General features: G+C 55.9%; 23 protein-coding genes. 12 read left to right on the top strand and 11 right to left on the bottom strand.

The features are described from left to right. Positions 1–11: 11 nt before the first annotated feature. From F3J28_RS02395 to yieE, 7 genes are all read right to left on the bottom strand, one after another. Positions 12–1,127 (bottom strand): ABC transporter substrate-binding protein, encoded by a 1,116-nt coding sequence (locus F3J28_RS02395; RefSeq protein WP_166874376.1) that lies wholly within the window; start codon positions 1,125–1,127, stop codon positions 12–14. Between the two features lie 180 nt (positions 1,128–1,307). Further along, on the bottom strand, positions 1,308–2,777 hold the full coding sequence (locus tag F3J28_RS02390) for an amino acid permease (RefSeq protein WP_008459942.1): 1,470 nt from the start codon (positions 2,775–2,777) through the stop codon (positions 1,308–1,310). A 189-nt stretch (positions 2,778–2,966) separates the two neighbouring features. Further along, a complete protein-coding gene (locus F3J28_RS02385) occupies positions 2,967–3,704 on the bottom strand; it encodes an amino acid ABC transporter ATP-binding protein (protein ID WP_166872332.1) in 738 nt (245 codons plus the stop codon). After that, positions 3,685–4,341 carry an amino acid ABC transporter permease gene (locus F3J28_RS02380; RefSeq protein ID WP_085539958.1) on the bottom strand — a complete coding sequence of 219 codons (657 nt, stop codon included), beginning with the start codon at positions 4,339–4,341 and terminating at the stop codon, positions 3,685–3,687. Before F3J28_RS02380 ends, F3J28_RS02385 begins: the two co-directional genes overlap by 20 nt. Then, positions 4,338–5,006, bottom strand: a complete 669-nt coding sequence (locus F3J28_RS02375) for an amino acid ABC transporter permease (protein WP_008459934.1) — start codon at positions 5,004–5,006, stop codon at positions 4,338–4,340. The genes F3J28_RS02380 and F3J28_RS02375 overlap by 4 nt, the downstream gene beginning before the upstream one ends. 10 nt (positions 5,007–5,016) lie before the next feature. Further along, positions 5,017–5,802, bottom strand: a complete 786-nt coding sequence (locus F3J28_RS02370) for a transporter substrate-binding domain-containing protein (RefSeq protein ID WP_166864868.1) — start codon at positions 5,800–5,802, stop codon at positions 5,017–5,019. Positions 5,803–5,986: 184 nt separating this feature from the next. After that, positions 5,987–6,853, bottom strand: coding sequence for a DNA-binding transcriptional regulator YeiE (gene yieE, locus F3J28_RS02365; protein ID WP_166872329.1), 867 nt, complete (start codon positions 6,851–6,853; stop codon positions 5,987–5,989). Between the two features lie 124 nt (positions 6,854–6,977). On the opposite strand from yieE, the gene F3J28_RS02360 reads away from it, so the two are divergent. Together F3J28_RS02360 and nfo are read left to right on the top strand one after the other, a co-directional pair. Beyond that, positions 6,978–8,027: a YeiH family protein gene (locus tag F3J28_RS02360; RefSeq protein ID WP_166872327.1), complete on the top strand. Its 1,050-nt coding sequence runs from the start codon at positions 6,978–6,980 to the stop codon at positions 8,025–8,027. 86 nt (positions 8,028–8,113) lie between these two features. Further along, positions 8,114–8,971, top strand: coding sequence for a deoxyribonuclease IV (gene nfo / locus F3J28_RS02355; RefSeq protein ID WP_085539956.1), 858 nt, complete (start codon positions 8,114–8,116; stop codon positions 8,969–8,971). A gap of 49 nt (positions 8,972–9,020) precedes the next feature. Here nfo and fruA read toward each other — a convergent pair whose 3' ends face one another. Genes fruA through fruB form a run of 3 tightly spaced genes read right to left on the bottom strand, consistent with a single transcriptional unit; the run spans position 9,021 to position 12,794 of the window. Further along, a complete protein-coding gene (gene fruA, locus F3J28_RS02350) occupies positions 9,021–10,709 on the bottom strand; it encodes a PTS fructose transporter subunit IIBC (RefSeq protein ID WP_166872323.1) in 1,689 nt (562 codons plus the stop codon). Between the two features lie 16 nt (positions 10,710–10,725). Next, the gene (fruK, locus tag F3J28_RS02345) at positions 10,726–11,664 is read right to left on the bottom strand and encodes a 1-phosphofructokinase (protein ID WP_008459923.1); all 939 of its coding nucleotides are present in this window, start codon (positions 11,662–11,664) and stop codon (positions 10,726–10,728) included. Beyond that, the gene (fruB, locus tag F3J28_RS02340; protein WP_166872320.1) at positions 11,664–12,794 is read right to left on the bottom strand and encodes a fused PTS fructose transporter subunit IIA/HPr protein; all 1,131 of its coding nucleotides are present in this window, start codon (positions 12,792–12,794) and stop codon (positions 11,664–11,666) included. Before fruB ends, fruK begins: the two co-directional genes overlap by 1 nt. Before the next feature lie 386 nt (positions 12,795–13,180). On the opposite strand from fruB, the gene setB reads away from it, so the two are divergent. After that, complete coding sequence (gene setB / locus F3J28_RS02335; RefSeq protein ID WP_166872317.1) at positions 13,181–14,365, top strand: sugar efflux transporter SetB; 1,185 nt, start codon at positions 13,181–13,183, stop codon at positions 14,363–14,365. Here setB and F3J28_RS02330 read toward each other — a convergent pair. Continuing rightward, positions 14,362–14,616 (bottom strand): YkgJ family cysteine cluster protein, encoded by a 255-nt coding sequence (locus F3J28_RS02330; protein WP_166872314.1) that lies wholly within the window; start codon positions 14,614–14,616, stop codon positions 14,362–14,364. The genes setB and F3J28_RS02330 overlap by 4 nt on opposite strands. 133 nt (positions 14,617–14,749) lie before the next feature. On the opposite strand from F3J28_RS02330, the gene F3J28_RS02325 reads away from it, so the two are divergent. The 9 genes from F3J28_RS02325 to pdeN all read left to right on the top strand — a co-directional run bounded on the left by F3J28_RS02325 (position 14,750) and on the right by pdeN (position 24,778). Beyond that, positions 14,750–15,190, top strand: coding sequence for a DUF2946 domain-containing protein (locus tag F3J28_RS02325; RefSeq protein WP_166872311.1), 441 nt, complete (start codon positions 14,750–14,752; stop codon positions 15,188–15,190). A 109-nt stretch (positions 15,191–15,299) separates the two neighbouring features. Then, positions 15,300–17,366: a TonB-dependent copper receptor gene (locus F3J28_RS02320; RefSeq protein ID WP_166874372.1), complete on the top strand. Its 2,067-nt coding sequence runs from the start codon at positions 15,300–15,302 to the stop codon at positions 17,364–17,366. A gap of 60 nt (positions 17,367–17,426) precedes the next feature. Then, a complete protein-coding gene (locus F3J28_RS02315) occupies positions 17,427–17,687 on the top strand; it encodes a DUF2534 family protein (RefSeq protein ID WP_008459914.1) in 261 nt (86 codons plus the stop codon). Positions 17,688–17,851: 164 nt separating this feature from the next. Then, positions 17,852–18,424 carry an elongation factor P-like protein YeiP gene (gene yeiP / locus F3J28_RS02310; RefSeq protein WP_008459912.1) on the top strand — a complete coding sequence of 191 codons (573 nt, stop codon included), beginning with the start codon at positions 17,852–17,854 and terminating at the stop codon, positions 18,422–18,424. A 190-nt stretch (positions 18,425–18,614) separates the two neighbouring features. Further along, positions 18,615–20,081 carry a mannitol dehydrogenase family protein gene (locus tag F3J28_RS02305; RefSeq protein ID WP_166872310.1) on the top strand — a complete coding sequence of 489 codons (1,467 nt, stop codon included), beginning with the start codon at positions 18,615–18,617 and terminating at the stop codon, positions 20,079–20,081. A gap of 150 nt (positions 20,082–20,231) precedes the next feature. Continuing rightward, entirely contained in the window at positions 20,232–21,209 is a 978-nt protein-coding gene (locus F3J28_RS02300) for a CobW family GTP-binding protein (RefSeq protein WP_166872307.1), read from the top strand. 45 nt (positions 21,210–21,254) lie between these two features. Beyond that, positions 21,255–21,959: a phosphatase PAP2 family protein gene (locus F3J28_RS02295; RefSeq protein ID WP_166872304.1), complete on the top strand. Its 705-nt coding sequence runs from the start codon at positions 21,255–21,257 to the stop codon at positions 21,957–21,959. 420 nt (positions 21,960–22,379) lie between these two features. After that, positions 22,380–22,946, top strand: coding sequence for a bifunctional murein DD-endopeptidase/murein LD-carboxypeptidase (gene mepS, locus F3J28_RS02290; RefSeq protein ID WP_039295455.1), 567 nt, complete (start codon positions 22,380–22,382; stop codon positions 22,944–22,946). A 251-nt stretch (positions 22,947–23,197) separates the two neighbouring features. Further along, positions 23,198–24,778 carry a cyclic di-3',5'-guanosine monophosphate phosphodiesterase PdeN gene (pdeN, locus tag F3J28_RS02285; protein WP_166872301.1) on the top strand — a complete coding sequence of 527 codons (1,581 nt, stop codon included), beginning with the start codon at positions 23,198–23,200 and terminating at the stop codon, positions 24,776–24,778. Positions 24,779–24,828: the final 50 nt, after the last annotated feature.

The raw sequence follows: 24,828 nt of genomic DNA, 5'->3' as shown, positions 1-24,828 counted from the left end.
TCTTACCTTCGTTACTTCTTAAGATCGGTCCAGTACGTTCCCGTTGGCTCGACCGCCAGGAACTGTTTATAAAGTTGCTGCATTGTCTGTTCCGGGTTCACCTCAGCAAACTGCTCTGGATGGAACCAGGTTGCCATCGCCTGAATCGCGAGGATGTTGTACGGCGAATTGTAGAAATTGTGCCATACGCCATAGGCGCGCCCTTCTTTGACCGCCGTTAACTGGTCAATGCCTTTACGCTCCAGCACGCTCTTCAGGCTGGCCTGCGCTTCGGCCTGAGTAGCCTGAGCGCCAAGCACTACGCCCGGAGAGGTTGAGCCAGGGGCTTTACCGCCGCTGGCGATATAAATCTGCGGGTCAGCGGCAAGCACTTTTTCCAGGTTTACGGTGCCCAGCGCGCCCGGCAGCAGATTTTTGGCAATGTTCGTGCCACCCGCCAGGTCGATGAAGTCGCCCATGTTACCCTTGCCCGCCGAACCACAGCACTCTTCCATGGCCGCCGCACGCAGTTCTATGAACACGGATGGCTTGTCTTTTTCCGCCATCTTGCCGGTGACGTCGGTAATTTTTTTCAGGTTTGCTTCATAAAAGGCGATGTAATCATCGGCCTGTTTCTCGCGATGCAACACTTTGCCCAGCACGCGCATGCTCGGCAAGGTATTTTTCAGCGGCGAGGTACGAAAATCGACGAAGACCACCGGGACGCCCGCTTTTTCAAGCTGAGAGACCAGCTCGCTGTGGCGGCCAGGGCCGTGACCAGACAGGCCAAAAATCGCCACGTCTGGGTGTAAAGTCAGCACTTTTTCCGGGCTGACGCTGTCGGCGGTGGTACTGCCAATCAGCGGAATGTCATCAATTTTCGGGAATTTCGCTTTATATTCCGCGTAAGTCTGCGTATCTAACTTCCGGAAATCGCCCTGCCAGCCGACGATACGGTCAATCGGTTTTTGCCCTTCCAGCAGCGCCAGAGCATAAAACAGTCGCCCTTCCCCCAGCAAAATGCGGTCAACCTTCTGCGGGATGGTCACTTCACGCCCGACGATATCGGTCACCGTCGCGGCCAGTGCGGCAGGCAAACCAGCGGCGGTTAATGCCAGGGCCAGACAAATATTCTTGAATTTAATCATACGCTTCACGCTAACACTCCTTCGTTCCTTAAAGAATGGCGTTAACGATAAAGCAAATGATAATGGTTATCAATTTAATTGTTCTCTACTATAACCTGGAGGAATTATTGCTGGCGAGAGCGAAATAAAAAAGGGCGTGATGATCACGCCCTCTAAAGAGTAACTTATTGTTGCTAAGGCTTATTTCTCACGAAATTTCGGGAATTCCATTTCGCTGTAGCGCACAAAGCGGCTGCCCTTCGTTATCTTGTAGCCAAACCAGATAGCCAGGAACAGCGGGATGCCGATATAGGTCGCCGCCACGCCGCCCCAGTCAATGGTATCCGACAGGAACGCTTCGTAGTTCTGGCCCAGCGTGATGATCAGGCACAGCACGAACGCGAAGATCGGCCCAATCGGGAAGAAGCCCGAGCGGTACGGCAGGTCGTTAATGTCGTTGCCCTGCAGCACGTAGCCGCGACGGAAGCGATAGTGGCTGATGGCAATCCCTAGCCAGGCGATAAAGCCGGTCATCCCCGAGGTATTCAGCAGCCAGAGGTAAACGGTCTGGTTGCCAAACATAGAAGTCAGGAAGCACAGCGCGGCAATAACGGTGGTCGCATACAGCGCGTTACGCGGCACGCCACCTTTGGACAGCTTCGAGAAAATACGCGGCGCTTTGCCGTCGCAGGCCAGGGTGTAAAGCATGCGCGTGGAAGCGTACATCCCGGAGTTACCCGCCGACAGCACCGCCGTCAGGATAACGGCGTTCATCACCGCCGCCGCAGACAGCAGGCCCGCGTGCTGGAACACCAGAGTGAACGGGCTGACGCTGATGTCTTTCACGTCATTGCGCAGCAGGCTTGGATCGGTATAAGGAATGATCAGGCTGACAATCAGAATCGCGAACACGTAGAACAGCAGGATACGCCAGAACACCTGACGCACGGCGCGAGGAATGTTTTTCTCCGGGTCAGCGGATTCTCCGGCGGCAATCCCGATAAGCTCGGTGCCCTGGAAAGAGAAGCCGACGATCATCGCCACGCCGATCATTGCGGCAAAGCCCCCGGCAAACGGCGCGTCGCCGGTTGTCCAGTTGCTCCAGCCTACCGGCTGCGCCCCTTTGAAAATACCCACGATCATCATCACACCCACAATGATGAAGATGATGACGGTGGTCACTTTTATCAGCGAGAACCAGTATTCCGCTTCACCGAAACCCTTCACGGAGATCCAGTTCAGCAGGAACATAATGCCCAGGAACAGCGCGCTCCAGATCCAGCCTGGGGTGTCCGGGAACCAGTAATTCATCACCAGCTGTGCGGCCACGAGGTCAACGGCGATGGTCACCGCCCAGTTGTACCAATAGTTCCAGCCGAGCGCGAAGCCGAAGCCGTCTTCGACATATTTCTGGCCGTAGGTCGCGAAAGAACCGGACACCGGCATAAACGCCGCCAGCTCGCCGAGGCTGGTCATCAGGAAGTACACCATCAGGCCAATCAGCATATAAGAGAGCAACGCCCCGCCCGGTCCTGCCTGAGAAATTGTTGCCCCAGAGGCAACGAAAAGCCCCGTGCCGATGGATCCGCCGATGGCGATCATCGTCAGGTGGCGCGCCTTTAATTCGCGGCGTAAGCCAGGCGCTTCTGTCGTTTTATCTTGTGAAACCATAGGAAATTGTTGCCTATCCAAAAAATGAGGCAAGATTGTAACAAAACGTCTTTGTTCAGATAGCAGAAATCCCGGGTTATAAGAGAGCTTCATGATCGCCCGGCGATTATTAGCAAGGCACTTATCAAGCCGATAAGTTGAGGGGAATTAAAAAACCGCCGGCGCGCTCAACTGCCCGGCGGTCAAAGATTAACCCAGCCCGCGCACGGACGAAATAAACTGCTGCAGTTCGTGAGTCCGGGGATTGGCGAAGAACGACTTGCTTTCCCCCTGCTCCCACACTTTGCCCTGGTGCATAAACACCACGCGGTCGCCGACTTCCCGGGCAAAGTTCATTTCGTGAGTGACCAGAATCAGCGTCATGCCTTCTGCCGCCAGCTGCTCCAGCACTTTCAGCACTTCGCCCACCAGTTCCGGGTCAAGCGCCGAGGTGATTTCATCGCACAGCAAGACTTTTGGGTTCATTGCCAGCGCGCGGGCAATGGCCACGCGCTGCTGCTGGCCGCCGGACAGGTTAGCCGGGTAGTAATCTACCCGCTCGCCCAGGCCGACTTTATTGAGCATCTCCAGCCCCAGCTCGCGGCATTCGGCGGCGCTTTTATTCAGCACCCGGCGCGGCGCCAGCATCACGTTTTCCAGCGCGGTCATATGCGGGAATAGGTTAAAGTTCTGAAACACCATGCCCACGGAACGGCTGATTTCACGCGCCTGCGACTCGCGGTCGGTAATGGTCATGCCGCCCAGCTTGATGCTGCCGTCCTGGTAGCCTTCCAGCCCGTTCATGCAGCGCAGCAGCGTACTTTTGCCGGAGCCGCTGCGGCCGATAATAGACACCACTTCGCCCATGTCGATATCCAGGCTAACGCCCTTCAGCACGTGATTGTCGCCATAATATTTCTGTACATCATTAATGGTGATGAGCGGCATTAAATTTTTTCTCCAGGTAGCGGCTGTAGCGCGACAGCGGATAGCAAAGTAAGAAATAGCCGAGCGCCACCAGGGCAAAGACTTTAAACGGCTCAAACGTGACGTTGTTCAGCATGGTGCCGGCTTTGGTTAGCTCGACAAAACCGATTATCGAGGCCAGGGCCGTGCCCTTAATGACCTGCACCGAAAACCCAACCGTGGGTGCCACGGCGATGCGCATCGCCTGCGGGGCAATGACCCGGCACAGCGTCTGCCCGAAGCTCAAACCGAGGCAGCGGCAGGCTTCCCACTGGCCTTTAGGCAAAGCACGAATGCTGCCGTACCAGATATCCAGCAAAAACGCGCTGGTAAACAGCGTCAGGGCAAGCGTGGCCGCCGTCCAGGGGCTGACATCAATGCCAAACAGCGCAATCCCGAAGAAAGCCAGGAACAATTGCATCAGCAGCGGTGTGCCCTGAAACAGCGCGACATAAGCGCTGATGAAGCGTTTGGGCCACGTCCAGCGGCCCATGCGCAGCAGTAATAAAGGCAGCGTCACCAGAGTGCCGCAGAAAAAAGCAATCAGCGACAGCAGCACCGTCCAGCGTGCCGCCAGCAGCAGGTTGCGCACGATATCCCAGTCGGTAAACGTCATCATCCGACATCACTCCCCAACCATTTCCGCCCTGCCGCCAGCAGCAGTTGACGCATAATTAACGACAGCACCAGATACATTAAGGTCGTCACCAGATAGACCTCGAAGCTGAGAAAGGTACGCGACTGAATAAGGCTGGCCGCAAAGGTCAAGTCTTCGCAGGACACCTGCGACACCACGGAAGAGCCCAGCATCACGATGATGCACTGGCTGACCAGCGATGGATAAATACGCTTCAGCGACGGCGGCAGCACCACGCGTAAAAAGGTCTGGCTACGGCTTAACCCCAGCACGCGAGCCGCTTCCCACTGCCCTTTCGGCGTCACCTGAATGCCTGCGCGAATAATCTCGGTGCTGTAAGCCCCTAAATTAATCAGCATCGCGATAAGCGCCGCTTCCCCGGCGTTCAGCTTTAGCCCCAGCGCAGGGAGCCCAAAGACAATAAAGAACAGCTGCACAACGAACGGCGTGTTGCGGATCAGTTCCACGTAGCCGCCCCACGCCAGGCTTAACAGCCCCGGCTTTCCGCTGCGAATGGCCGCCCCGGTAATGCCGATAGCCACGCCACCGACCGTCGCCATAAAAGTAAGCCCCAGCGTCACCCACAGGCCGGACAATAACTCCGGCCAGTAAGGCAGCAGACCGGCAAAATCAAGTTGCGTGGTCATCCCCGGCACCTCAAGCGCCGAGGTTGGCAGGCAGCGGCGCCTGCATCCATTTCTGCGACAAGGTGTTCAGGGTATTGTCCTTCAGCGCCTCACCAATCAGCTCGTCCACCTTCGCTTTCAGCGCAGGTTCATTCTTTTTCAGCCCGATGTAGCAAGGGGAATCCTTGAGCATAAATTTGCTGACCGGCGCTTTGGCTGGGCTCTGGCGGGCAATCGCCGCCACAACGAGGTTACCGGTCGCGATGTACTGTACCTGGCCTGAAAGATAGGCGGAGATGGTAGTGTTATTGTCTTCGTAGCGCTTCACGTCGGCGTCTTTCGGCGCGAGGTCGGTTAATACCATGTCCTCTACTGCGCCACGGGTCACGCCGATGGTTTTCCCGCTGAGCGCTTTAGCATCGGTCACCGCGCCATCTTTCGGCCCGAAAACACCGAGGAAGAACGGGGCGTAAGCGCGGCTAAAATCGATGACTTTCTCGCGTTCAGCGTTCTTGCCGAGGCTGGAAATGACCAGGTCAACTTTGTCCGTCTGCAGATACGGCACGCGGTTCGCGCTGGTGACCGGCACCAGCTGCAGCTTGACCTTCAGGCCTTTCGCCAGGTAGGCCGCCATATCAATGTCGTAGCCCTGCGGTTTCAGGTCAGCGTTTACCGAACCAAACGGCGGGAAATCCTGCGGCACCGCCACGCGCAGCACGCCGCGTTTTTCGATATCCTGCAGCTGATCGGCCATTACCGCTCCAGCCTGAGCCAGCAGTACCGTTGCGCCAACTAAAGAGAACAACCATTTTTTCATCGTCATGTGCAGCCTCGTCGCCTGATTGAAACAAAAGATTCTTTGAATTCAATTTTGCAACTAATGTGCCAACGCAGCTGAATCGCGAATATCGCTGCAACATTGCGGTGAAAAAGAGGTTAACGGGCAGGAGGTTGCCTCGCAGCCACACCCCAATCAGGTGCAGCTGCAAGATTTTGGTGCATTATGCTTCGCAGTAGCGCAGAAAACGCAGCAGCGCGTTAGAGATATGCTTTTGCCGATGGTGGATCCGGTACAGCGTCCGCACCAGACGAGGGAGATGAATGGCCACTTCAACCAATGAGCCGCTTTCCAGCTGCTCGGCAATCACCCGGCGAGACAGGCAGCTGATACCCAGCCCGTGACGCACCGCATGTTTGATCGCCTCGGAATTGCCCAGCTCCATACCTAACTGAAACTCTGGCAGATGTGAAAGCAGTAAATAGTCGACGATTTCGCGGGTGCCTGAGCCGCGCTCGCGCAGGATCCACGGCTGTTTTGCCAGACTTTCCAGCGTTACCGCCTGGTGCACCAGCGGGTTGCCCGGCGAAGCAAAGACCACCAGTTCGTCGTCGAGCCACGGCTCGGTCACCAGCTCTGCCATATGACAAGGCCCTTCAATCAGGCCAATATCCACGCGGAAATCCGCCACCGCGTTGATCACGTCCTGGCTGTTGCCGACGCTAAGCTCCAGCGGCAACTTCGGAAAGTCGCGGCGATAGCGGGCAATCATCTCCGGCAGAATATAGTTGCCAATGGTGCTGCTGGCATACACGCGGATCGCGCCGTTATCTTCCCGGAACAGCTGTTCTATTTCACCGGCCTGCTCCAGCAGCCCAACAACTCGCGGGTAGAGCAGCCTGCCGTGTTCATTTACCACGAGGCGCTTCCCCACTCGATCAAAGAGCTGAACCCCAAGCTGACCTTCAAGATCGGCAAGCGCGGCGCTGACCGCAGACTGAGAGAGGGACAGCATCTGGGAAGCTTGCGTGGTCGAACCGCTTTTAAGCACTTCAGCAAAGACTTCCAGCTGCCGCAGCGTGATATGCATAAGAGAGAATTCCTGTGGTGGCAGCCGTCGCTTACCACTTATAAAGATTAATTATAAATATATAATCAATTTTATTTTTATGCCAGCGAGGCGTAGCCTTTTCCCTAAGACAGAGGAGAAGGTTATGACAGCACTCACCGTACAAGCTCACCGCCACACGCTGTGGCACTTTTTACCGGGACTGGCGCTTTCCGCCGCCATTACCGGCCTGGCGTTATGGCTTGGCAATATACCGGCTGTAGCCGGTGTCGGCCTTAGCGCCCTGACGCTCGCCATCCTTTGCGGCATGATAATCGGCAACACCGTGTATCCCAAAATCTGGCAGCAATGCGACGGCGGCGTGCTGTTCGCCAAGCAGCACCTTCTGCGCCTCGGCATTATTCTGTATGGCTTCCGCCTGACGTTTTCGCAGATTGCCGACGTTGGCGTGAGCGGTCTGGTGATTGACGCCCTGACGCTGTGCAGCACCTTCGCCCTCGCCTGTTGGCTCGGCCAGAAAGTGTTTGGCCTGGACAGACAAACCAGCTGGCTGATTGGTGCGGGCAGCAGTATTTGCGGCGCGGCGGCTGTACTTGCCACCGAACCGGTGGTGAAAGCCGAAGCCAGTAAAGTTACCGTGGCCGTCGCCACTGTGGTTATCTTCGGGACGTTGGCTATCTTTATCTACCCGATGATTTACCCGTTCGTCAGCCACTGGTTTACGCCTGAAACTTTCGGGATCTACACCGGGTCAACAATGCATGAAGTTGCCCAGGTCGTTGCCGCAGGCCACGCCATTAGTCCGGAAACGGAAAATGCGGCGGTTATTGCCAAAATGCTGCGCGTGATGATGCTGGCCCCGTTCCTGATTTTCCTGGCTGCCCGCGTTAAATCTCTGGCACCGGCTGGCTCGGCGCAGACAGGTAAAATCACCATCCCGTGGTTTGCAATACTGTTTATCGTGGTGGCGATCTTCAACTCCTTCCACTTCCTGCCGCAGGCGCTGGTGAATGTGCTGGTCACGCTGGATACCTTCCTGCTGGCCGTGGCGATGGCGGCTCTGGGCCTGACGACCCACGTCAGCGCCCTGAAAAAAGCCGGAGTTCGCCCGCTGCTGATGGCACTGGTGCTGTTCATCTGGCTGATTGTCGGTGGCGCGGCCATTAACCTGGCGGTGCACCACCTGTTAGCATAATTCAATACGGAAAAAAGCCTCCTGACCCGCTATCATGACGGATTACCGATAGCGGGTTTTGCCCGTCAAGAAACAGGAGAAGACAGATGAAGTTTATTGGAGCGCACGTTAGCGCCTCGGGCGGCCTGGAAAACGCCGCCATCCGCGCCCACGAACTGGAAGCCACCGCTTTTGCCCTGTTCACCAAGAATCAACGCCAGTGGCGCGCCGCGCCGCTAACCAGCGAAGTCATCGACAACTTTAAGAACGCCTGCGAAAAATACCATTACGGCCCGGGCCAAATCCTTCCGCACGACAGCTACCTGATAAACCTCGGCCACCCGGTTGAAGATGCGCTGGAAAAATCCCGCGAGGCGTTTATCGACGAAATGGTGCGCTGCCAGCAGCTGGGGCTGACGCTATTGAATTTCCACCCGGGCAGCCACCTGAAGCAGATTCCGGAAGAGGAATGCCTGAAGCGCATTGCGGAGTCGATTAACATTGCGCTGGAGAAGTCTGAAGGCGTGACCGCAGTTATCGAAAACACCGCCGGCCAGGGCAGTAACCTTGGTTTCCGCTTCGAGCATCTCGCGGCGATTATTGACGGCGTGGAAGATAAATCCCGCGTTGGCGTCTGCATCGATACCTGCCACGCCTTTGCCGCCGGGTACGATCTGCGCACAGAAGCTGACTGCGAAAAAACCTTTAGTGAGTTCGAACGTATCGTCGGGTTCAAATACCTGCGCGGGATGCACCTCAACGATGCCAAAAGCGAGTTTGGCAGCCGCGTTGACCGCCACAACAGCCTCGGCCTCGGGAATATCGGCCACACGCCGTTTAGCTGGATCATGCGTGACGCCCGTTTCGATGGTATTCCGTTAATTCTGGAAACTACCAACCCGGATATCTGGGCCGAAGAGATTGCCTGGCTTAAAGCACAGCAGCACGAGGAAGCCACGGCATAGAAAGAAAAACGCCCCGCATTAGCGAGGCGTTTTTTAGCTGAGCAGAAGATTAAGCGACCTTCGCCGCCAGCTCCGTTTCAGGACGTTTGAGGAAGGCGTAGGACAGGCCCGCCACCAGCGTACCGGCGACAATCGCCAGCAGGTAACCCAGCACCGGAGTAATCGCGCCAGGGATCAGCAGGACAAACAGGCCGCCGTGCGGGGCCATCAGTTTCGCGCCAACCGCCATGGACAGCGCCCCCGTCAGCGCCCCGCCGATGATGCAGCAAGGCAGCACGCGCATCGGGTCACGGGCGGCAAACGGAATCGCCCCTTCGGTAATAAAGCACAGCCCGAGCACCAGCGCCGCTTTGCCCCCTTCCTGCTGCGCCTTATCAAACTTACGGCGAGCCACCAGCGTAGCCAGGCCCAGCGCCAGCGGTGGTACCATGCCCGCGGCCATGATCGCCGCCATTGGTGCGTAGGTCTGGGTACTGAGCAAGCCGACGCCAAAAGCGTAAGCCGCTTTGTTCACCGGGCCGCCCATATCGGTACACATCATGCCGCCCAGAATAGCGCCCAGCAGAACCGCGTTCGCGGTGCCCATGGTTTGCAGCCAGTGGGTCAGGCCCGCCAGGATTTTAGCCACCGGGGTGCCGATCAGGTAGATCATTGCCAGGCCAACAACCAGGCTTGAGAACAGCGGAATGATCAGGATCGGCTTTAGCGCTTCCATGCTTGGCGGCAGCTTCAGCTTCGAGCTGATCAGTTTCGCGATGTAGCCCGCCAGGAAACCGGCGATGATACCGCCAATGAACCCGGAGCCAGTACTCACGGCCAGCATGCCGCCGATAAGACCCGGCGTCAGGCCCGGGCGGTCAGCAATAGAGAAGGCAATGTACCCCGCCAGAACCGGCACCATCAGCGCAAACGCAGAGCCACCGCCAATTTGCATCAGCGCCGCGGCAAGCGTGCCAGGTTCCTTAAAGGCGGTGATACCGAAGGCAAAGGAGAGCGCAATACACAGGCCGCCCGCCACCACCATCGGCAGCATGTAAGAGACGCCCGTCAGCAGGTGGCGATACGCCCCGGCGCTTTCTTTTTTGCCGGATTCCTGAGCCGCGCTGGCTTTACCGGCGGCTTCGTAAGGTTTGGCCTCGACCAGCGCCTTATCCAGCTCCTGAGCCGTTTTCTTCAGCGCCAGGCCTGTAGAGGTGCGATACATCGGCTTCCCGGCAAATTTAGCCAGATCCACTTCAATATCCGCCGCCACAATCACCAGATCTGCCTCGGCCACTTCTTCAGGGGTAATCGCGTTCCCTGCGCCAACGGAACCACGGGTTTCAACCTTCACCCACCAGCCGCGTTTTTTCGCTTCGGTTTCGATGGCTTCCGCCGCCATAAAGGTGTGCGCCACGCCGGTCGGGCAGGCAGTGACGGCAACGATACGCTTCGGCCCTTTTGCTGGGGCGGCTGCGACAGCTGTCGGGGCGGTGTACGTATGAGCCTTACCTTTCGCTTCGCTCAGGAACAATTCCGGGTGCTGCACCGCGCGATCGATATCGCCCAGGAACACCTTTTTGCCGTTCAGTGAAGTATCAGCGGGAATGACGTTGCCAACGACAATCGCCAGTTCGGCATCGTTCGGGTTATCAATAATGTCGAGGTGCGCTTTTGGCGCTGCGGCACCGAGCAGCGTCTTCGCGAGATACGCGCGCGCCTGCCCAAGTCCCGGTTCAATAATTAACAGCGTTTTCATTGCCTGTCTCCTGCTGTCAGTGGAAAGGTTTCAGGTCGACACGAGCCATCATGGCGGCCAGCTGTGTACGATCGGTAATGCCTACGTTGCTCTGGCTGACGGCCAGGGCCGCAACGGCGGTAGCAAGGCGCAGCGTGTGTTCGCTGGACTCGCGCATCAGCAGGCCATAAATCAGGCCGCCAACCATGGAATCCCCTGCGCCAACGGTACTAACAACTTCACAGGTGGGTGGTTTGGCAATCCATTCCCCTGAAGCGTTAACCCACAGCGCGCCTTCCGCGCCGAGAGAAATCACCACATGCGCAATCCCCTGCTCGCGGAGCGCATGCGCCGCCTCAATCACATCCTTCAATTCAGGCAGCTTGCGACCGGCCCAAATTTCCAGCTCGCGACGGTTCGGTTTGACCAGCCACGGTGCCGCTTTCAAACCGGCAACCAGCGCTTCGCGGCTGCTGTCGAAAATGATGCACGGACACTGGCTGCGCAGGCGGGTCATCCAGTCGGTGAACGCTTCCGGGGAAACGCCCGCCGGAAGGCTGCCGCTGACGCAAACCATGTCGAACTGGCCCAGCCAACTCAGGGAGTCCGCCACAAAGCGTTCCCAGTCCGCGCCGGTCACTTCAAACCCGGAAAAGTTCAGGTCAGTCACTTCCCCGTCTTTTTCAGTCAACTTAACGTTGATGCGGGTGCGGCCCTGTACGACCTGGAAGCGGTTGGCGATACCCAACTCGCTGAACAGCTGCTGGAAGCCGTCCTGATTGTCTTTGCCGAGGAATCCGCCCACGGTCACGTCGATGCCGAGATCTTTCAGCACCTTAGCTACGTTGATGCCCTTACCGGCCGCATGCAGACCGGTGGTGCGCACCAGGTTCACTTCTCCACGTTCTATTTCCGGGCAAAAGCCCACCAGGTCATAGGCCGGGTTCAGGGTGATCGTTGCTACACGTCTGGTCATTACGCGCCCTCCCCCAGTCCTTCAGAGATGGCTTCGCCAATCGCTTTCAGCGCCTGTTCAGCATCTTCACCCTGCGCGGTAAAGCGCAGGCGGTGGCCTTTTTTCACTCCCAGAGCAACAACTTTCATCAGGCTACGTCCATTTGCCGGTTTCCCGGTTCCATCAAGGTTTGTCACGGTAATTTCGCTATTGAATTGTTTTATGGTGTTGACCAGCGCCGTACCCGGACGGGCGTGCAGGCCGTGTTCATTACGCACGGTAAATTCGGCGCTCAGCGCTTCTTCTGCCGGGGCATCATCGCTGGTCAGCAGCGTCAGCAATGCCGGCGCATCTGCGGTTAAAAGCTTGTCGGCACGGTTGCCAATCAGCATGTCGCTCAGGCGGTTCAGCACCTGCAAGGGCTGCTCGTCGGCCACGGCCACGGTCATCAGGAGAGAAACCGGATTTCCGTTCGCCTCAAAACTTGCCGCCGGACGGCTAACAGCAACGGCGCTGGCCAGGTTGCCTGCCGGGCTGTCGTTCAGCCAGATACCCTGACCGAGATACAGTGGATTTCCGGCAATCACGTTGCTGACGAAAGCGGCATCAACCGCACCCGCCTGCTTCAGGCGGCCCGCGTTCAGCGCCTGCAGCGTCATCAAATCGCTGGCCTCGACGTTCAGCGCCAGCAGGCTGTTGTCCAGCAGCAGCGCGCTGCTTTGCTTCTCGCCCATCAGCAGCGCCCGAAGTTCTTCCGCGCTGGTGACGGATTTCAGCTGTGCAGCAACTTCGTCGTCACTCAGCACATGCGTCAACTGGCGCAGCAGGCCGAGGTGTTCGTCGGAACTGGCCGCAATACCGATCGCCACGTAAGCGGTCTGCCCTTCGCCCCATTCCACGCCCTGCGGGAACTGAAAAACCTGAACGCCGGTTTTCAGCACCAGATCGCGCGTGTCGGTGGCGCCGTGCGGGATAGCAATCCCGTTGCCTAAATAAGTGGTGGTTTGCTGCTCACGCGCCAGCATACCGTTGACGTAGCCTTCACCGACGTTGCCTGCCTGCACAAGGGCGGCGGCAACCTGGCGGATAGCGTCTTCTTTGCTCCCGGCAGCTTTGCCCGGGTGAATATCCTGCACAGATAACTGGAACATAGATCGCCTCTCTCGCTGAATTGAAACGATTCAGCTAGCTTGAGAAAAAATGCGCCATCTCGAGCTGCGGGATGCAAAAAGATGACGCTGAAACGTTTCAAGGAGTGTTGCGCTAATGCTGCATTTGACGCAACATTTCTCGCATTTCTGTTTGCGAAATTTAGAGCTTCAGCACATTTTCAGTTTAGCAGGCGAGAAGTTCAGCGCACTGGCAGCCATTTACAGACAGGCATCAGCAAATTTCAGCTACGGCGGCGTCTCGCCAAAGCAGCCTTCGCTTCCAGGATAATTTGTGCGAGTTCCCGCGCAGGACTTAAGGGTAAATCTGTCTATTTAGGGGTAACGAGGGTACACTCCGCGCATTCTTTTTCCTGCCGCCCAAAAGTATGCAAAACGCTCCCGTTACCGCCGCCCGCAAGCCTCTGGACTTCACCTCAACCGCGTTTCTGATTGTGGCTTTTTTGACCGGCATCGCCGGGGCACTACAAACCCCAACGCTAAGCCTGTTTTTAACCGATGAAGTCCACGTTCGCCCTGCGCTGGTCGGTTTTTTCTTCACCGGCAGCGCGGTGATTGGCATTCTGGTGAGCCAGTTTTTAGCCGGGCGTTCCGACCGCAAAGGCGACCGGAAAACGCTGATTTTTGCCTGCTGCCTGCTCGGTGCGCTGGGCTGCATCCTGTTCGCCTGGAACCGTAACTACTTTATTTTGCTGTTCGTCGGGGTGTTTCTGAGCAGCTTCGGCTCCACCGCCAACCCGCAGATGTTTGCGCTTGCCCGCGAGCATGCAGACAGCACCGGGCGTGAAGCGGTGATGTTCAGCTCTATCCTCCGCGCACAGGTGTCTCTTGCCTGGGTGATTGGGCCGCCAATTGCCTACGCGCTGGCGATGGGGTTTGGCTTCAAGGTGATGTACCTGAGTGCGGCGTTTGCCTTTGTGATTTGCGGCGCGATGGTGTGGCTCTTTTTGCCGTCCATGCGCAAAGAACCGTTGGCAAAAGCAGAAGCCCGGCTCGAGTCACCGCGTCGCAACCGCCGCGACGCCCTGCTCCTGTTCGCCGCCTGTACCATGATGTGGGGCTGTAACAGCCTCTATATCATCAATATGCCGCTTTACATCATCAATGAGTTACACCTCCCGGAGAAGCTCGCCGGGATCATGATGGGCACCGCAGCCGGGTTGGAAATCCCGACCATGCTGATTGCGGGCTACTACGCCAAACGCTTCGGTAAGCGCTTCCTGATGCGCTTTGCCGTTGCCGCCGGATTGCTTTTCTATGTCGGAATGGTAACGCTGACCAATGAATATATGCTGCTGGGGCTGCAGCTGCTCAACGCTATCTTTATCGGGATTCTGGCCGGGATCGGCATGATCTATTTTCAGGATCTTATGCCTGGCCAGGCAGGGGCCGCCACCACGCTGTATACCAACACCACGCGCGTAGGGTGGATCATTGCCGGTTCGCTCGCCGGCGTGGTGGCCGAGATCTGGAACTATCACAGCGTCTTTTTCATCGCACTGGGGATGATAGCCGTCAGTATTTACTGCATGGCCCAAATCAAAGATATTTAAGGTGCCGTCGCGGCTTCAAGGTGGATCAGGTAGGCCATTGCCTGCTGGCGTGAGGTACCGCACATCTCTCTGACAGGCTGGAGGCCGCCGCAGACTTTCGGCCGCAAAGGCGATCCAAACAGCTTGCAGCGCAGGCGTTCGTCCAGCTGAATACAGGGCGTGTTCGCGGGCTTCCCCTCCGGCATACCGGGGATAGGCGTTGATATAGAAGGCGCAGTACAGCAAGCGCCGCAGTCAGGACGACAATCCATTTACGTTTCCACCGGCGTCAAAAGGTGCGTGACAATAGCAGACCCAATGCCTGCGTCAATCTAACAATTCATTTAACATCATTCCTTCTTTCAAGATACACTTGCGCCACAACGACTACGGATCGGTAACGTTTTGTCACGGCGCAATCACTTTCACCGAACAGCCTGCTGGCTGGCGCTGCTTGCCGTTGCCATGCTGTTTATTGCACCGGTTATTTCAAAATCGCTGATGCACCATTCAGCCTGCGAACACAGCAGCATGATGATGACAATGGACATGTCTGACATGGACCATCACATGCCTGTGCCCGAACCGTGCCCTCAGGCGTCAATGCCGCACAATATGCTGATGTCCGGCCCGGGCATGTCGCCGGGAGAAGAAATCGCCTGCGGCTATTGCCAGCTGCTGATCCACCTGCCTTTTATTGAATTCTGCCTCACCGTTTTACTGCTGTTATTGTTGATTTGCGTGCGCCGGACGCCGGAGGTCGCACTTTGCTGCGCGGCGATTTCTCGCCCCTGGTCACCTCACCCGGCTCGCGCTCCGCCCTCTGCTGCCTGTTACTTCGCTTAAAACACCAATAATTAACCGCGTAATGCCGCAGGCAACGCTGAAGCGTTGTCTCGAGCTGTTCTTTTTATAGAGAGCGGCAACGTTACGCCTGAAGGACAGTAAGGCAATGATGAAAACACATTTAAAGCCGCTGGTATCCTGGATACTGCTGGCTATCACTTCTCCCGCAGCCATCGCGGCGGGTTCGCATGACACGATGACTATGCCGGACGATGCCGTGATGATCGTCACCTCTCCGGCATCATCACCGCTGGAAGTTGTCACGTCCCCTAAAACGCCGCGTCAGCCTGTGCCAGCCAGCGACGGATCTGACTACCTGAAAACCATCCCCGGTTTCTCGCAAATCCGCAACGGCGGCACCAACGGCGACCCGGTTTTTCGCGGCATGTTCGGTTCTCGCCTGCGTATCCTGACCAATAATGGTGAAATGCCGGGGGCCTGTCCGGCCAGAATGGATGCCCCAGGTTCATATATTTCACCGGAGAGCTTTGATCTGCTGACGCTGATTAAAGGGCCGGAAAGCGTGCTATGGGGGCCGGGTAACTCCGCGGGAACCATCCGCTTCGACAGGGAACCGCCGCGCTTTGATAAAGCAGGCATCCAGGGCACGGCCAGCCTGCTCACAGCGTCCAACCAGCGCTGGGACAGCAATGCAGACGTCAGTCTGGGGAGTGAGGACGGCTATTTACGCCTGATCGGCAATAAGTCCCACTCCGGCGATTACGAAGACGGCAGCGGCAACCGGGTGGCCTCAAAGTGGGATAAATGGAACGCCGACGTTGCGCTGGGCTGGACGCCCAACAAAGATACATTGCTGGAGCTAACGGCGGGTAAAGGCAACGGTGAAGCCCGCTACGCGGGCCGCAGTATGGACGGCTCCCAGTTCAGGCGCGACAGCCTCGGGGCGCGCTTTGAAATGTCGAACATCGGCGAGGTGTTCAACAAGTTTGAAAGCAGCGTCTACTACAACTACGCCAATCATATTATGGACAACTATTCCCTCCGCTCGCCGGGGACAATGTCCAGCGGCATGTCCGGTGGGCATATGGCCTCCTCGATTGGCATGGATATGGGCAGTTCGATGGACATGGGTTCATCCATGAGCATGAATATGCCGATGGCGATGCAGCTCGATCGCCGCACGGTTGGCGGGCGCATGATGGGCACGTGGCTGTGGTCTGACTACGAACTGCGCAGCGGTATCGACGGGCAGCAAAGCACCCATCGCAGCAAACAGGACGCCGGCTGGAAGCAGGATGCCCGTTTCCAGGACGCCGGTATCTTTAGCGAACTGACCTGGAATGCCACCGACAGCAGCAAAGTTATCGGCGGCGCGCGCCTCGATCGAACTCGCGTCAATAATGATACGGACGCAGGTGCCAGCGTGCGGAGCAAAACGCTCCCGGCAGGTTTTGTGCGCTACGAACAAACGCTGAGCGATATCCCCGTCATGCTGTACGCTGGCGTGGGCTACACCGAGCGCTTCCCGGATTACTGGGAGCTGTTTTCCCCCACCTACGGGCCGGACGGCACTAAAAATGTCTTCGATAAGCTGAAAACGGAAAAAACGACGCAGCTGGATATTGGCGCCCAGTACAGCGGGGAGCGCTTCAACAGCTGGGTTTCCGCGTACCTTGGCCGGGTGAATGATTTTATTCTCTTCCGCTATGACCCCAGTAACGCCCGCGTCAGTCAGGCAGATAACGTGGACGCCACCATTATGGGAGGCGAAATGGGCATGAGCTACGCGCTGACCGAAGCCTGGAAGGCGGACGCAAGCCTGGCGTACGCCTGGGGGCAAAACACCAGTGACCATCAGCCGCTGCCGCAAATAGCCCCGCTGGAAACGCGCCTGGGCCTGACGTGGGAGCGAGGGGACTGGAGCAGCACCGGCCTGCTGCGGCTGGTCAGCGGCCAGCATCGTGTGGCGCTGAATGAGGGTAATGTGGTCGGGAAAGACTTCGATAAAAGCAGCAGCTTTGCGATTTTTTCCGCCAACGCGGCTTACCGTCTAAGCAAAGCCATCAAGCTCAGCGCAGGGGTCGATAATCTGTTGAACAAAACCTACAGCGAACACTTGAACCTGGCGGGCAATAGCAGCTTTGGCTATTCGTCCAATACCCCGGTCAATGAACCAGGCCGGACGGTCTGGGGCAAAGTGAACGTCACGTTTTAATTACCTGGCCCCGGTTGTCGGGGCCATTACGCTTAATCATTTCCCAGCCAGGAGGCTGATATGCTTGCAAAACTTCGTACGCCAGAAGGTAAAAAGTTCCTTATCGCGGTTGCCATCGTTTTCACTATTGTCGTGTCGCTTATTTCGAAGGTGACCTTTGAAGGCGTGGAAGAGCAGTACAACTGGCCAATGGAGCAGTGGACGCTGGACATGTTTATCATGCAGGGCGCGTGGGTCACTATCTACACGATCATGTTCACTATTCTGTGTTCGCTGCCGTTTGCTTTCTATTTCTTAGCGCCTAAGGATGGCCGCGGCTAAGGCGCTTTAAGCCACCGGCGTGTCGGCAAAGCAGGATGTTGTCGGCACGTTTGCCTTAAGCCCCTTACTTTTGTGCTTCTTTATTAAATCCACTTGCCTGAAACGCGCCTCACGAGTACTTTGACGCAATATTTTCGCATCTCAATTTTTGACAGGAAACACCGATGGCAAGAGCTAACGAAATCAAAAAAGGCATGGTACTCAATTACAACGGCAAGCTGCTGATTGTTAAAGACATTGATATCCAGGCTCCCAGCGCACGCGGCGCAGCAACCCTGTACAAGATGCGTTTCTCCGATGTTCGCACCGGGCAGAAAGTGGAAGAGCGCTTCAAAGGTGATGATATCGTTGACACCATCACCCTGACCCGCCGCTTCGTTGACTTCTCCTATATCGACGGCAACGAATACGTGTTCATGGATAAAGAAGATTACACGCCGTACATCTTCACCAAAGACCAGATCGAAGAAGAGCTGCAGTTCATTCCCGAAGGCGGTATGCCGGACATGCAGGTTCTGACCTGGGACGGCCAGCTGCTGGCGCTGGAGCTGCCGCAAACCGTGGATCTGGAAATCATCGAAACGGCTCCGGGCATCAAAGGCGCTTCCGCCAGCTCCCGTACCAAGCCTGCAACGCTGTCCACCGGCCTGGTGATTCAGGTGCCGGAATACATGGTTGCCGGGGAAAAAATCCGCATTCATATCGCAGAAAAACGCTCTATGGGCCGCGCAGACTAATAATAAATGACGCTCCTTCGGGAGCGTTTTTTTGTTCTCACGACCAAAGTTATTATACCAATTGCATCATCCTGCTCTATTATCAGATCTGAATCACACAAAAGTGATTAACTAAACAGACCAATTTTATTTCCTGTCATACATCTTTACACTGCATAGATTCCCACCTCCCTACACAGGATGCGACTCTATGGATACCCTTGCCACTGCTTCACTTCCGGATACCGTTCAACGGCCAAACTACGACCGCCGCGCGCTTAAAACCCGTATCGTGCATTTTGGGTTTGGCGCTTTCCACCGTGCGCATCAGGCCCTGCTCACCGATCGGGTGCTCAACAAACTGGGCGGCGACTGGGGGATCTGTGAGATCAGCCTGTTTAACGGCGATAAGCTGATGCACGATCTCAGGCAACAGGATCATCTTTTCACGGTGCTGGAAAAAGGGGCAGCGGGAAACCAGGCGCGGGTCATCGGCGCCGTGAAAGAATGCCTGAATGCGAAGCTGGATGGCATGGAAGCCATCATAGAGAAGTTTTGTGAACCGCAGGTCGCCATTGTCTCCCTGACCGTGACCGAAAAAGGCTACTGCATCGATCCCGCCAGCGGAAAACTTGATCCCACCAATGAGCGGATTATTCACGATCTGGCGTCGCCCCAGGCTCCGCATTCCGTACCAGGAATACTTGTAGAGGCACTAAGCCGCCGCCGCGAGCGTGGATTAAACCCGTTTACGGTCTTATCCTGCGATAACATTCCTGATAACGGGCACCTGGTTCGCCAGGCCGTGCTGGGTATGGCCGCGAGTCGAAGCGCCGGGCTGGCAGAATGGATTGCCAAAGAAGTCACCTTCCCCAGCACCATGGTTGACCGCATTGTTCCAGCAGCCACTGAGGAATCGCTGCAGGAAATTGCGGAAATACTGGGCGTACAAGACCCCTGTGCCATTGCCGCCGAGCCGTTTATTCAGTGGGTCGTCGAAGATAATTTTGTAGCCGGTCGCCCGGAATGGGAAGCCGTCGGGGTGGAAATGGTTGCCGATGTGGTGCCCTACGAGCAGATGAAGCTGCGGATGCTCAACGGCAGCCACTCGTTTCTGGCTTATCTCGGCTACCTTGCCGGTTACCCGCATATTAATGATTGTATGGCCGACGAGCACTTTACCCGTGCGGCAAAGCACCTGATGCTGCAGGAGCAGGCGGTGACGCTGAATATTCGGGGCGTCGACCTGAATCAGTACGCCGCCAGCCTGCTCGAGCGGTTCGCAAATCCGGCGCTGAAGCACCGTACCTGGCAAATCGCCATGGACGGCAGTCAGAAGCTCCCTCAGCGCTGGCTGGAAAGCGTGCGCTGGCATCTGGCAAACGGGAGCAGTTGGCCATGCCTGGCGCTCGGGATCGCCGGCTGGATGCGCTACGTTAGCGGCCTCGACGAACAGGGCCATGCGATTGACGTTCGCGATCCGCTCCAGGACAAAATCCAGATGCTGGTGAGCGACAGCGGCGAAAACGAACGCGTCAGCGCCCTCCTCAGCCTGAACGAAATTTTTGGTGATGACCTGCCCAAAAACGAAAAATTTGTCGAAAACGTGCGGCACGCCTGGCAGCAACTCATCCGCCTGGGCGCACGCGGCGCGGTCGAAAACTTGCGCTTAAGTTAACAATCAATGCGCTTAACGTGGTCTTACCGTGCGGTAAGCCGCGTTAAGGCTTCTCTTTTCTCCGGGTTGTCGTCAGGATAGTCAGCGTAAATAATGAATAATCACTGATAGATTGACGTGGTTTGCAGGCAGTAAACCCCCGGAGTCACCGTGACAAAAACGAATTTAATTACCGGCTTTCTGGGCAGCGGTAAAACCACCACCATTTTGCATTTACTGGCCAACAAGCCAGCCGATGAAAAATGGGCGGTACTGGTCAATGAATTTGGCGAAGTGGGGATTGATGGCGCCCTGCTGGCAGACAGCGGCGCGCTGCTGAAAGAGATCCCTGGTGGCTGTATGTGCTGCGTTAACGGCCTGCCGATGCAGGTCGGCCTCAATACGCTGCTGCGTCAGGGCAAGCCCGACCGCCTGCTGATTGAACCTACCGGCCTTGGCCACCCAAAACAAATTCTGGACATGCTCACCGCCGACGTATATCAGCCGTGGATTGACCTGCGGGCCACGCTTTGCCTGCTCGACTCGCGCCAGCTTCTGGATGAAAAAGCCCTGAATAATGACAACTTCCGCGATCAGCTTGCCGCGGCGGACATCATTGTAGCCAACAAGCAAGATCGCGCCACGCCGGAAAGCCAGGCCGCTTTAGCGCGCTGGTATCAAAACAATGGCGACAGCCGCGAACTTATGCACGTAGAAAAAGGGGCCGTCAGCATTGCGTTTCTTGATAAACCAAGACAGAACCAACGCGAGCTGCCGCAAAGCCCTGAGCACCAGCATGCCCAATCAGTTCCCCATGGTCTTGCTGCTCTGAGCCTGCCGGGGCATCAGCGCTGGCGCCGGAGCGTGAACAGTGGGCAGGGTTATTACGCCTGTGGCTGGATTTTCGATGAAGAAACCGTGTTCGACACCATTGGCCTGTTGGAGTGGGCACGTCTTGCCCCGGTTGAGCGAGTCAAAGGCGTGTTGCGTATTCCCGAAGGCCTGGTACGTATCAACCGCCAGGGCAACGACCTGCATATTGAAACGCAACCCTCGCCGCCGCTGGACAGCCGCATCGAATTGATTCACCCGGCTCAGCCCGACTGGAATGCCCTGCAATCCAGCCTGTTGAGCTTACGTTTAAGTTAGCGCGTCTACCTTTGCGCCCCCGGAATGAGATTTAGAAGCTGTATCATGATTAATCGCCTCCCTCTTATCCTGCTGCTGAACGTCCTGGGCATTGCCCTGTTCTTTAGCTGGTACCTGCCAGAGAACCATGGATTTTGGTTCAACATTGACACCACGCTGTTCCATTTCTTTAATAATGAACTGGTTAAGAGCCATACCTTTTTAACGCTGATTGCCATCACCAATAACCGGGCCTTCGACGGCATTTCGCTGCTGGCGATGGGCGCGCTGTTTTCCTGGTTCTGGCTGCATGAAGACGGCGCTGGCCGCCGCCGCCTGGTGCTGATGGGCGTGGTGATGCTGCTGTGCGCCGTGGTCATCAACCAGCTCGGCCACCTTATCCCGGTGGTGCACGCCAGCCCTACGCTGTACTTTAAAGACATTCATCGCGTCAGCGAACTGCTGCACTTCCCGACGAAAGACGCCTCAAGCGATAGCTTCCCCGGCGATCACGGCCTGATGCTGCTTATCTTCACCGGTTTTATGCTGCGTTATTTCGGCCCACGAGCGTTTCTTATTGCCCTCGCGATCTTCTTTATCTTCTCTTCGCCAAGAATAATGATAGGCGCGCACTGGTTTACCGATGTCTACGTCGGGTCAGTCTCTATTGCTCTGGTTGGCCTGCCCTGGGTGCTATTAACCCCAGTCAGCGACCGGTTAATTTCTATACTGAACCGCACTGTTCCGGGAAAATATAAAGCGTCCCGCTGACGGTTAATAAGTGATGAAGATAGTCACCGAACAGAGGCCCCCCCGGGCCTTTGTTTATTTTTTCAGCACCATGACAGCCAGATGAATATTTACTCATACAAAATCCGCTTCAATTTGAATAACCTGACGATAAAATCAGCAGAATCGCCGATCATTTGTTCGAAATAACCTTTCGCGACGAATCATCACAATTTCTTATAAAAATAAGAATAAAAACGCTCGCATAGCCTGGTTTTATCGGGTAGTCTCGGGAAAGTTTGCTCTACGGCTGATCTATTTGTGCTGTGAATAAAAGTGTGCGATGTTCCACATTTTTGTGCATGAATAATTGTCTCGTGGCTTTTAGGTAATTAGTCTCGTCACGTTGGTATTTTTGTATAACGAATTATTCGTTAAGGACATCAAGGGAAAACAAACAAAATGGTCAAATCTCAGCCTATTTTGAGATACATCTTGCGGGCGATACCCGCGATTGCGGTGGCAGTTATGCTCTCCGCCTGTAGTTCGACTAACACAGCAAATATGCATTCTGAGACGCATGCAGTCGGTGAAAAAGATGGTTTTTTACTGCAAGCCTCTCAGGATGAATTCGAAGAGATGGTTCGTAATGTTGACGTGAAGTCACGCATTATGGAGCAATACGCGAGCTGGAAAGGTGTACGCTACCGTCTTGGCGGCAGCAGCAGGGCTGGTATTGATTGTTCTGCATTCGTGCAGCGCACGTTCCAGGAGCAGTTTGGTTTAACTCTGCCTCGCTCAACGTCTGAGCAGCAGGAGTCCGGTAAATCTGTTTCGCGTAACAAGTTACGCACCGGTGATTTAGTGCTGTTCCGTGCAGGCTCAACTGGCCGTCACGTAGGCATCTACATTGGCAATAACCAATTTGTACATGCTTCCACCAGCAGCGGCGTTGTGATCTCCAGCATGGACGAACCTTACTGGAAGAAGCGTTACAACGAAGCGCGACGAGTGCTAAGCCGCAGCTAACGCTGCAGTAAGATATGTTTTGTTGAGAGTTATTCCCTTGGCTACTCAACAGAACCACCAACGTTAAAAACGCTGCCAATGCAGCGTTTTTTTATGCCTGAAATTCAGACAGTTACTCTTTCCTCTTAAAATTGAAAGATGAAATAGTTACCTTGTGAAACAAGTTAAACAATTTCCTGGTTATGGGTTATAGTCAGAAAAAAGCACAAAACAAACGATGATTCGCTTGCCCCTGCGGGACTCATAATTCCATGTCTTATAGAAACATTTTTTCGCGCTACTTTAGCACCCCAAAGCAGATAGTCGCGTTTAGCCTGCTAATGGGATTATTTGCCGCATTATTTATCGGTGGGCTAACCAGCCTGGCGCTCCATTCAAAGCGTGAGTCCGCCTATAATCTCCTCTCTCACGACATCAGTAACTACCTCGATACCTTTTTTAAAGAACTTCACGCCACTGCCGAGGGTATCCAGCCTTTGACCATGAGCGAGTGTGAAAGGGTCAGCGGCGAACTGACTTCTCGTGCGGCTTTTAATCCTAACGTACGAGCCTTTTTGCTGGTGCGTAACGGCATTGCCTACTGTTCTTCCGCCACCGGCAACATGGAAATGTCGATGGATGCGCTGGAACCCGAGATCAATATCAATAAAACCGTCGACCTGGCGATTATGAACGGCACGCCAATGATGCCGGGCAAGCCGGTGATTGCCGCCTGGTTTCTTAACCCGCTGGCCTCGGGGCGCGGCGTTTTTACCACCCTAAACGTCAATCTCACGCCCTACCTGGTTTTCACCTCCCGTCAGCAGGACATCAGCTCCATGGCCCTGGTGGTGGGCAACAAGGCGCTCACGTCCTATTCACCGGACGTGATAAATACCGATGAGCTTCCCCCCTCGCCCACCAGAATCTCTGTTCTTAACGGGTACCCGATTAAACTCTACATTTATGGTACACCGTGGCCGCTGGAGGATATTCAACTGGCCATTCTGGCCGGGTTATTATCCGGCCTGCTGAGCGCCGCGCTGTGCGGTTACTTTCTGTCGGTCAAGGTACGGGCGGGGAAAGAAATTCTTACCGGCATCAAGCGGGGGCAATTTTTTGTTGTTTACCAGCCCGTGGTCGACTCACAGGCTCTGCAGACGCGTGGCATAGAGGTGCTGATGCGCTGGGAGCACCCAACGGCGGGTATGATCCCCCCGGATGCGTTTATCGGCTTTGCCGAAGCTCAGCAGTTGATTGTGCCACTCACGCGCCATTTGTTTGAATTGATTGCCCGGGACGCGCCCACGCTGCAAAAAGTTCTGCCCGCCGGGGCCAAGCTCGGCGTGAACCTCGCCCCAAGCCATCTTCACTCCCCGACGTTTAAGCAGGACATTCAGACCTTCGCCGCGTCACTGCCGCCGCACCATTTCCAGCTAGTGTTTGAGATAACCGAACGCGACATGCTGAAAGAAAAAGAGGCGATGGGCATTTTCGCCTGGCTGCACGAACAGGGATTTGAAATTGCGGTGGATGACTTCGGCACCGGCCACAGCGCCCTGATTTACCTCGAGCGTTTTACGCTGGATTATCTGAAAATTGACCGCGGCTTCGTCAACTCTATCGGTATGGAAACGGTGACCGCGCCGGTGCTGGACGCCGTGCTGATGCTGGCTCAGCGCCTGAACATGAACACGGTAGCGGAAGGGGTAGAAACGCCGGAGCAGGCGAAATGGCTTATCGAACGCGGCTGTAACTTCCTGCAGGGGTATTACTTCAGCCGCCCTCTGACCCTAAGCCAGCTTGTCAGTTGGAATCCTTCCCACACGCTTTATGACGAATTGAAAGACTGACAGGCATTGCGCAATCTTCACTGGCTAACTTATGATTAACCATCATGGGT

It is taken from the genome of Enterobacter sp. Ap-1006, assembly GCF_011752835.1.
In the GTDB taxonomy this organism is placed as follows: Bacteria; Pseudomonadota; Gammaproteobacteria; order Enterobacterales; family Enterobacteriaceae; genus Cedecea.
This window is presented reverse-complemented; position numbering and strand designations above follow the sequence as displayed.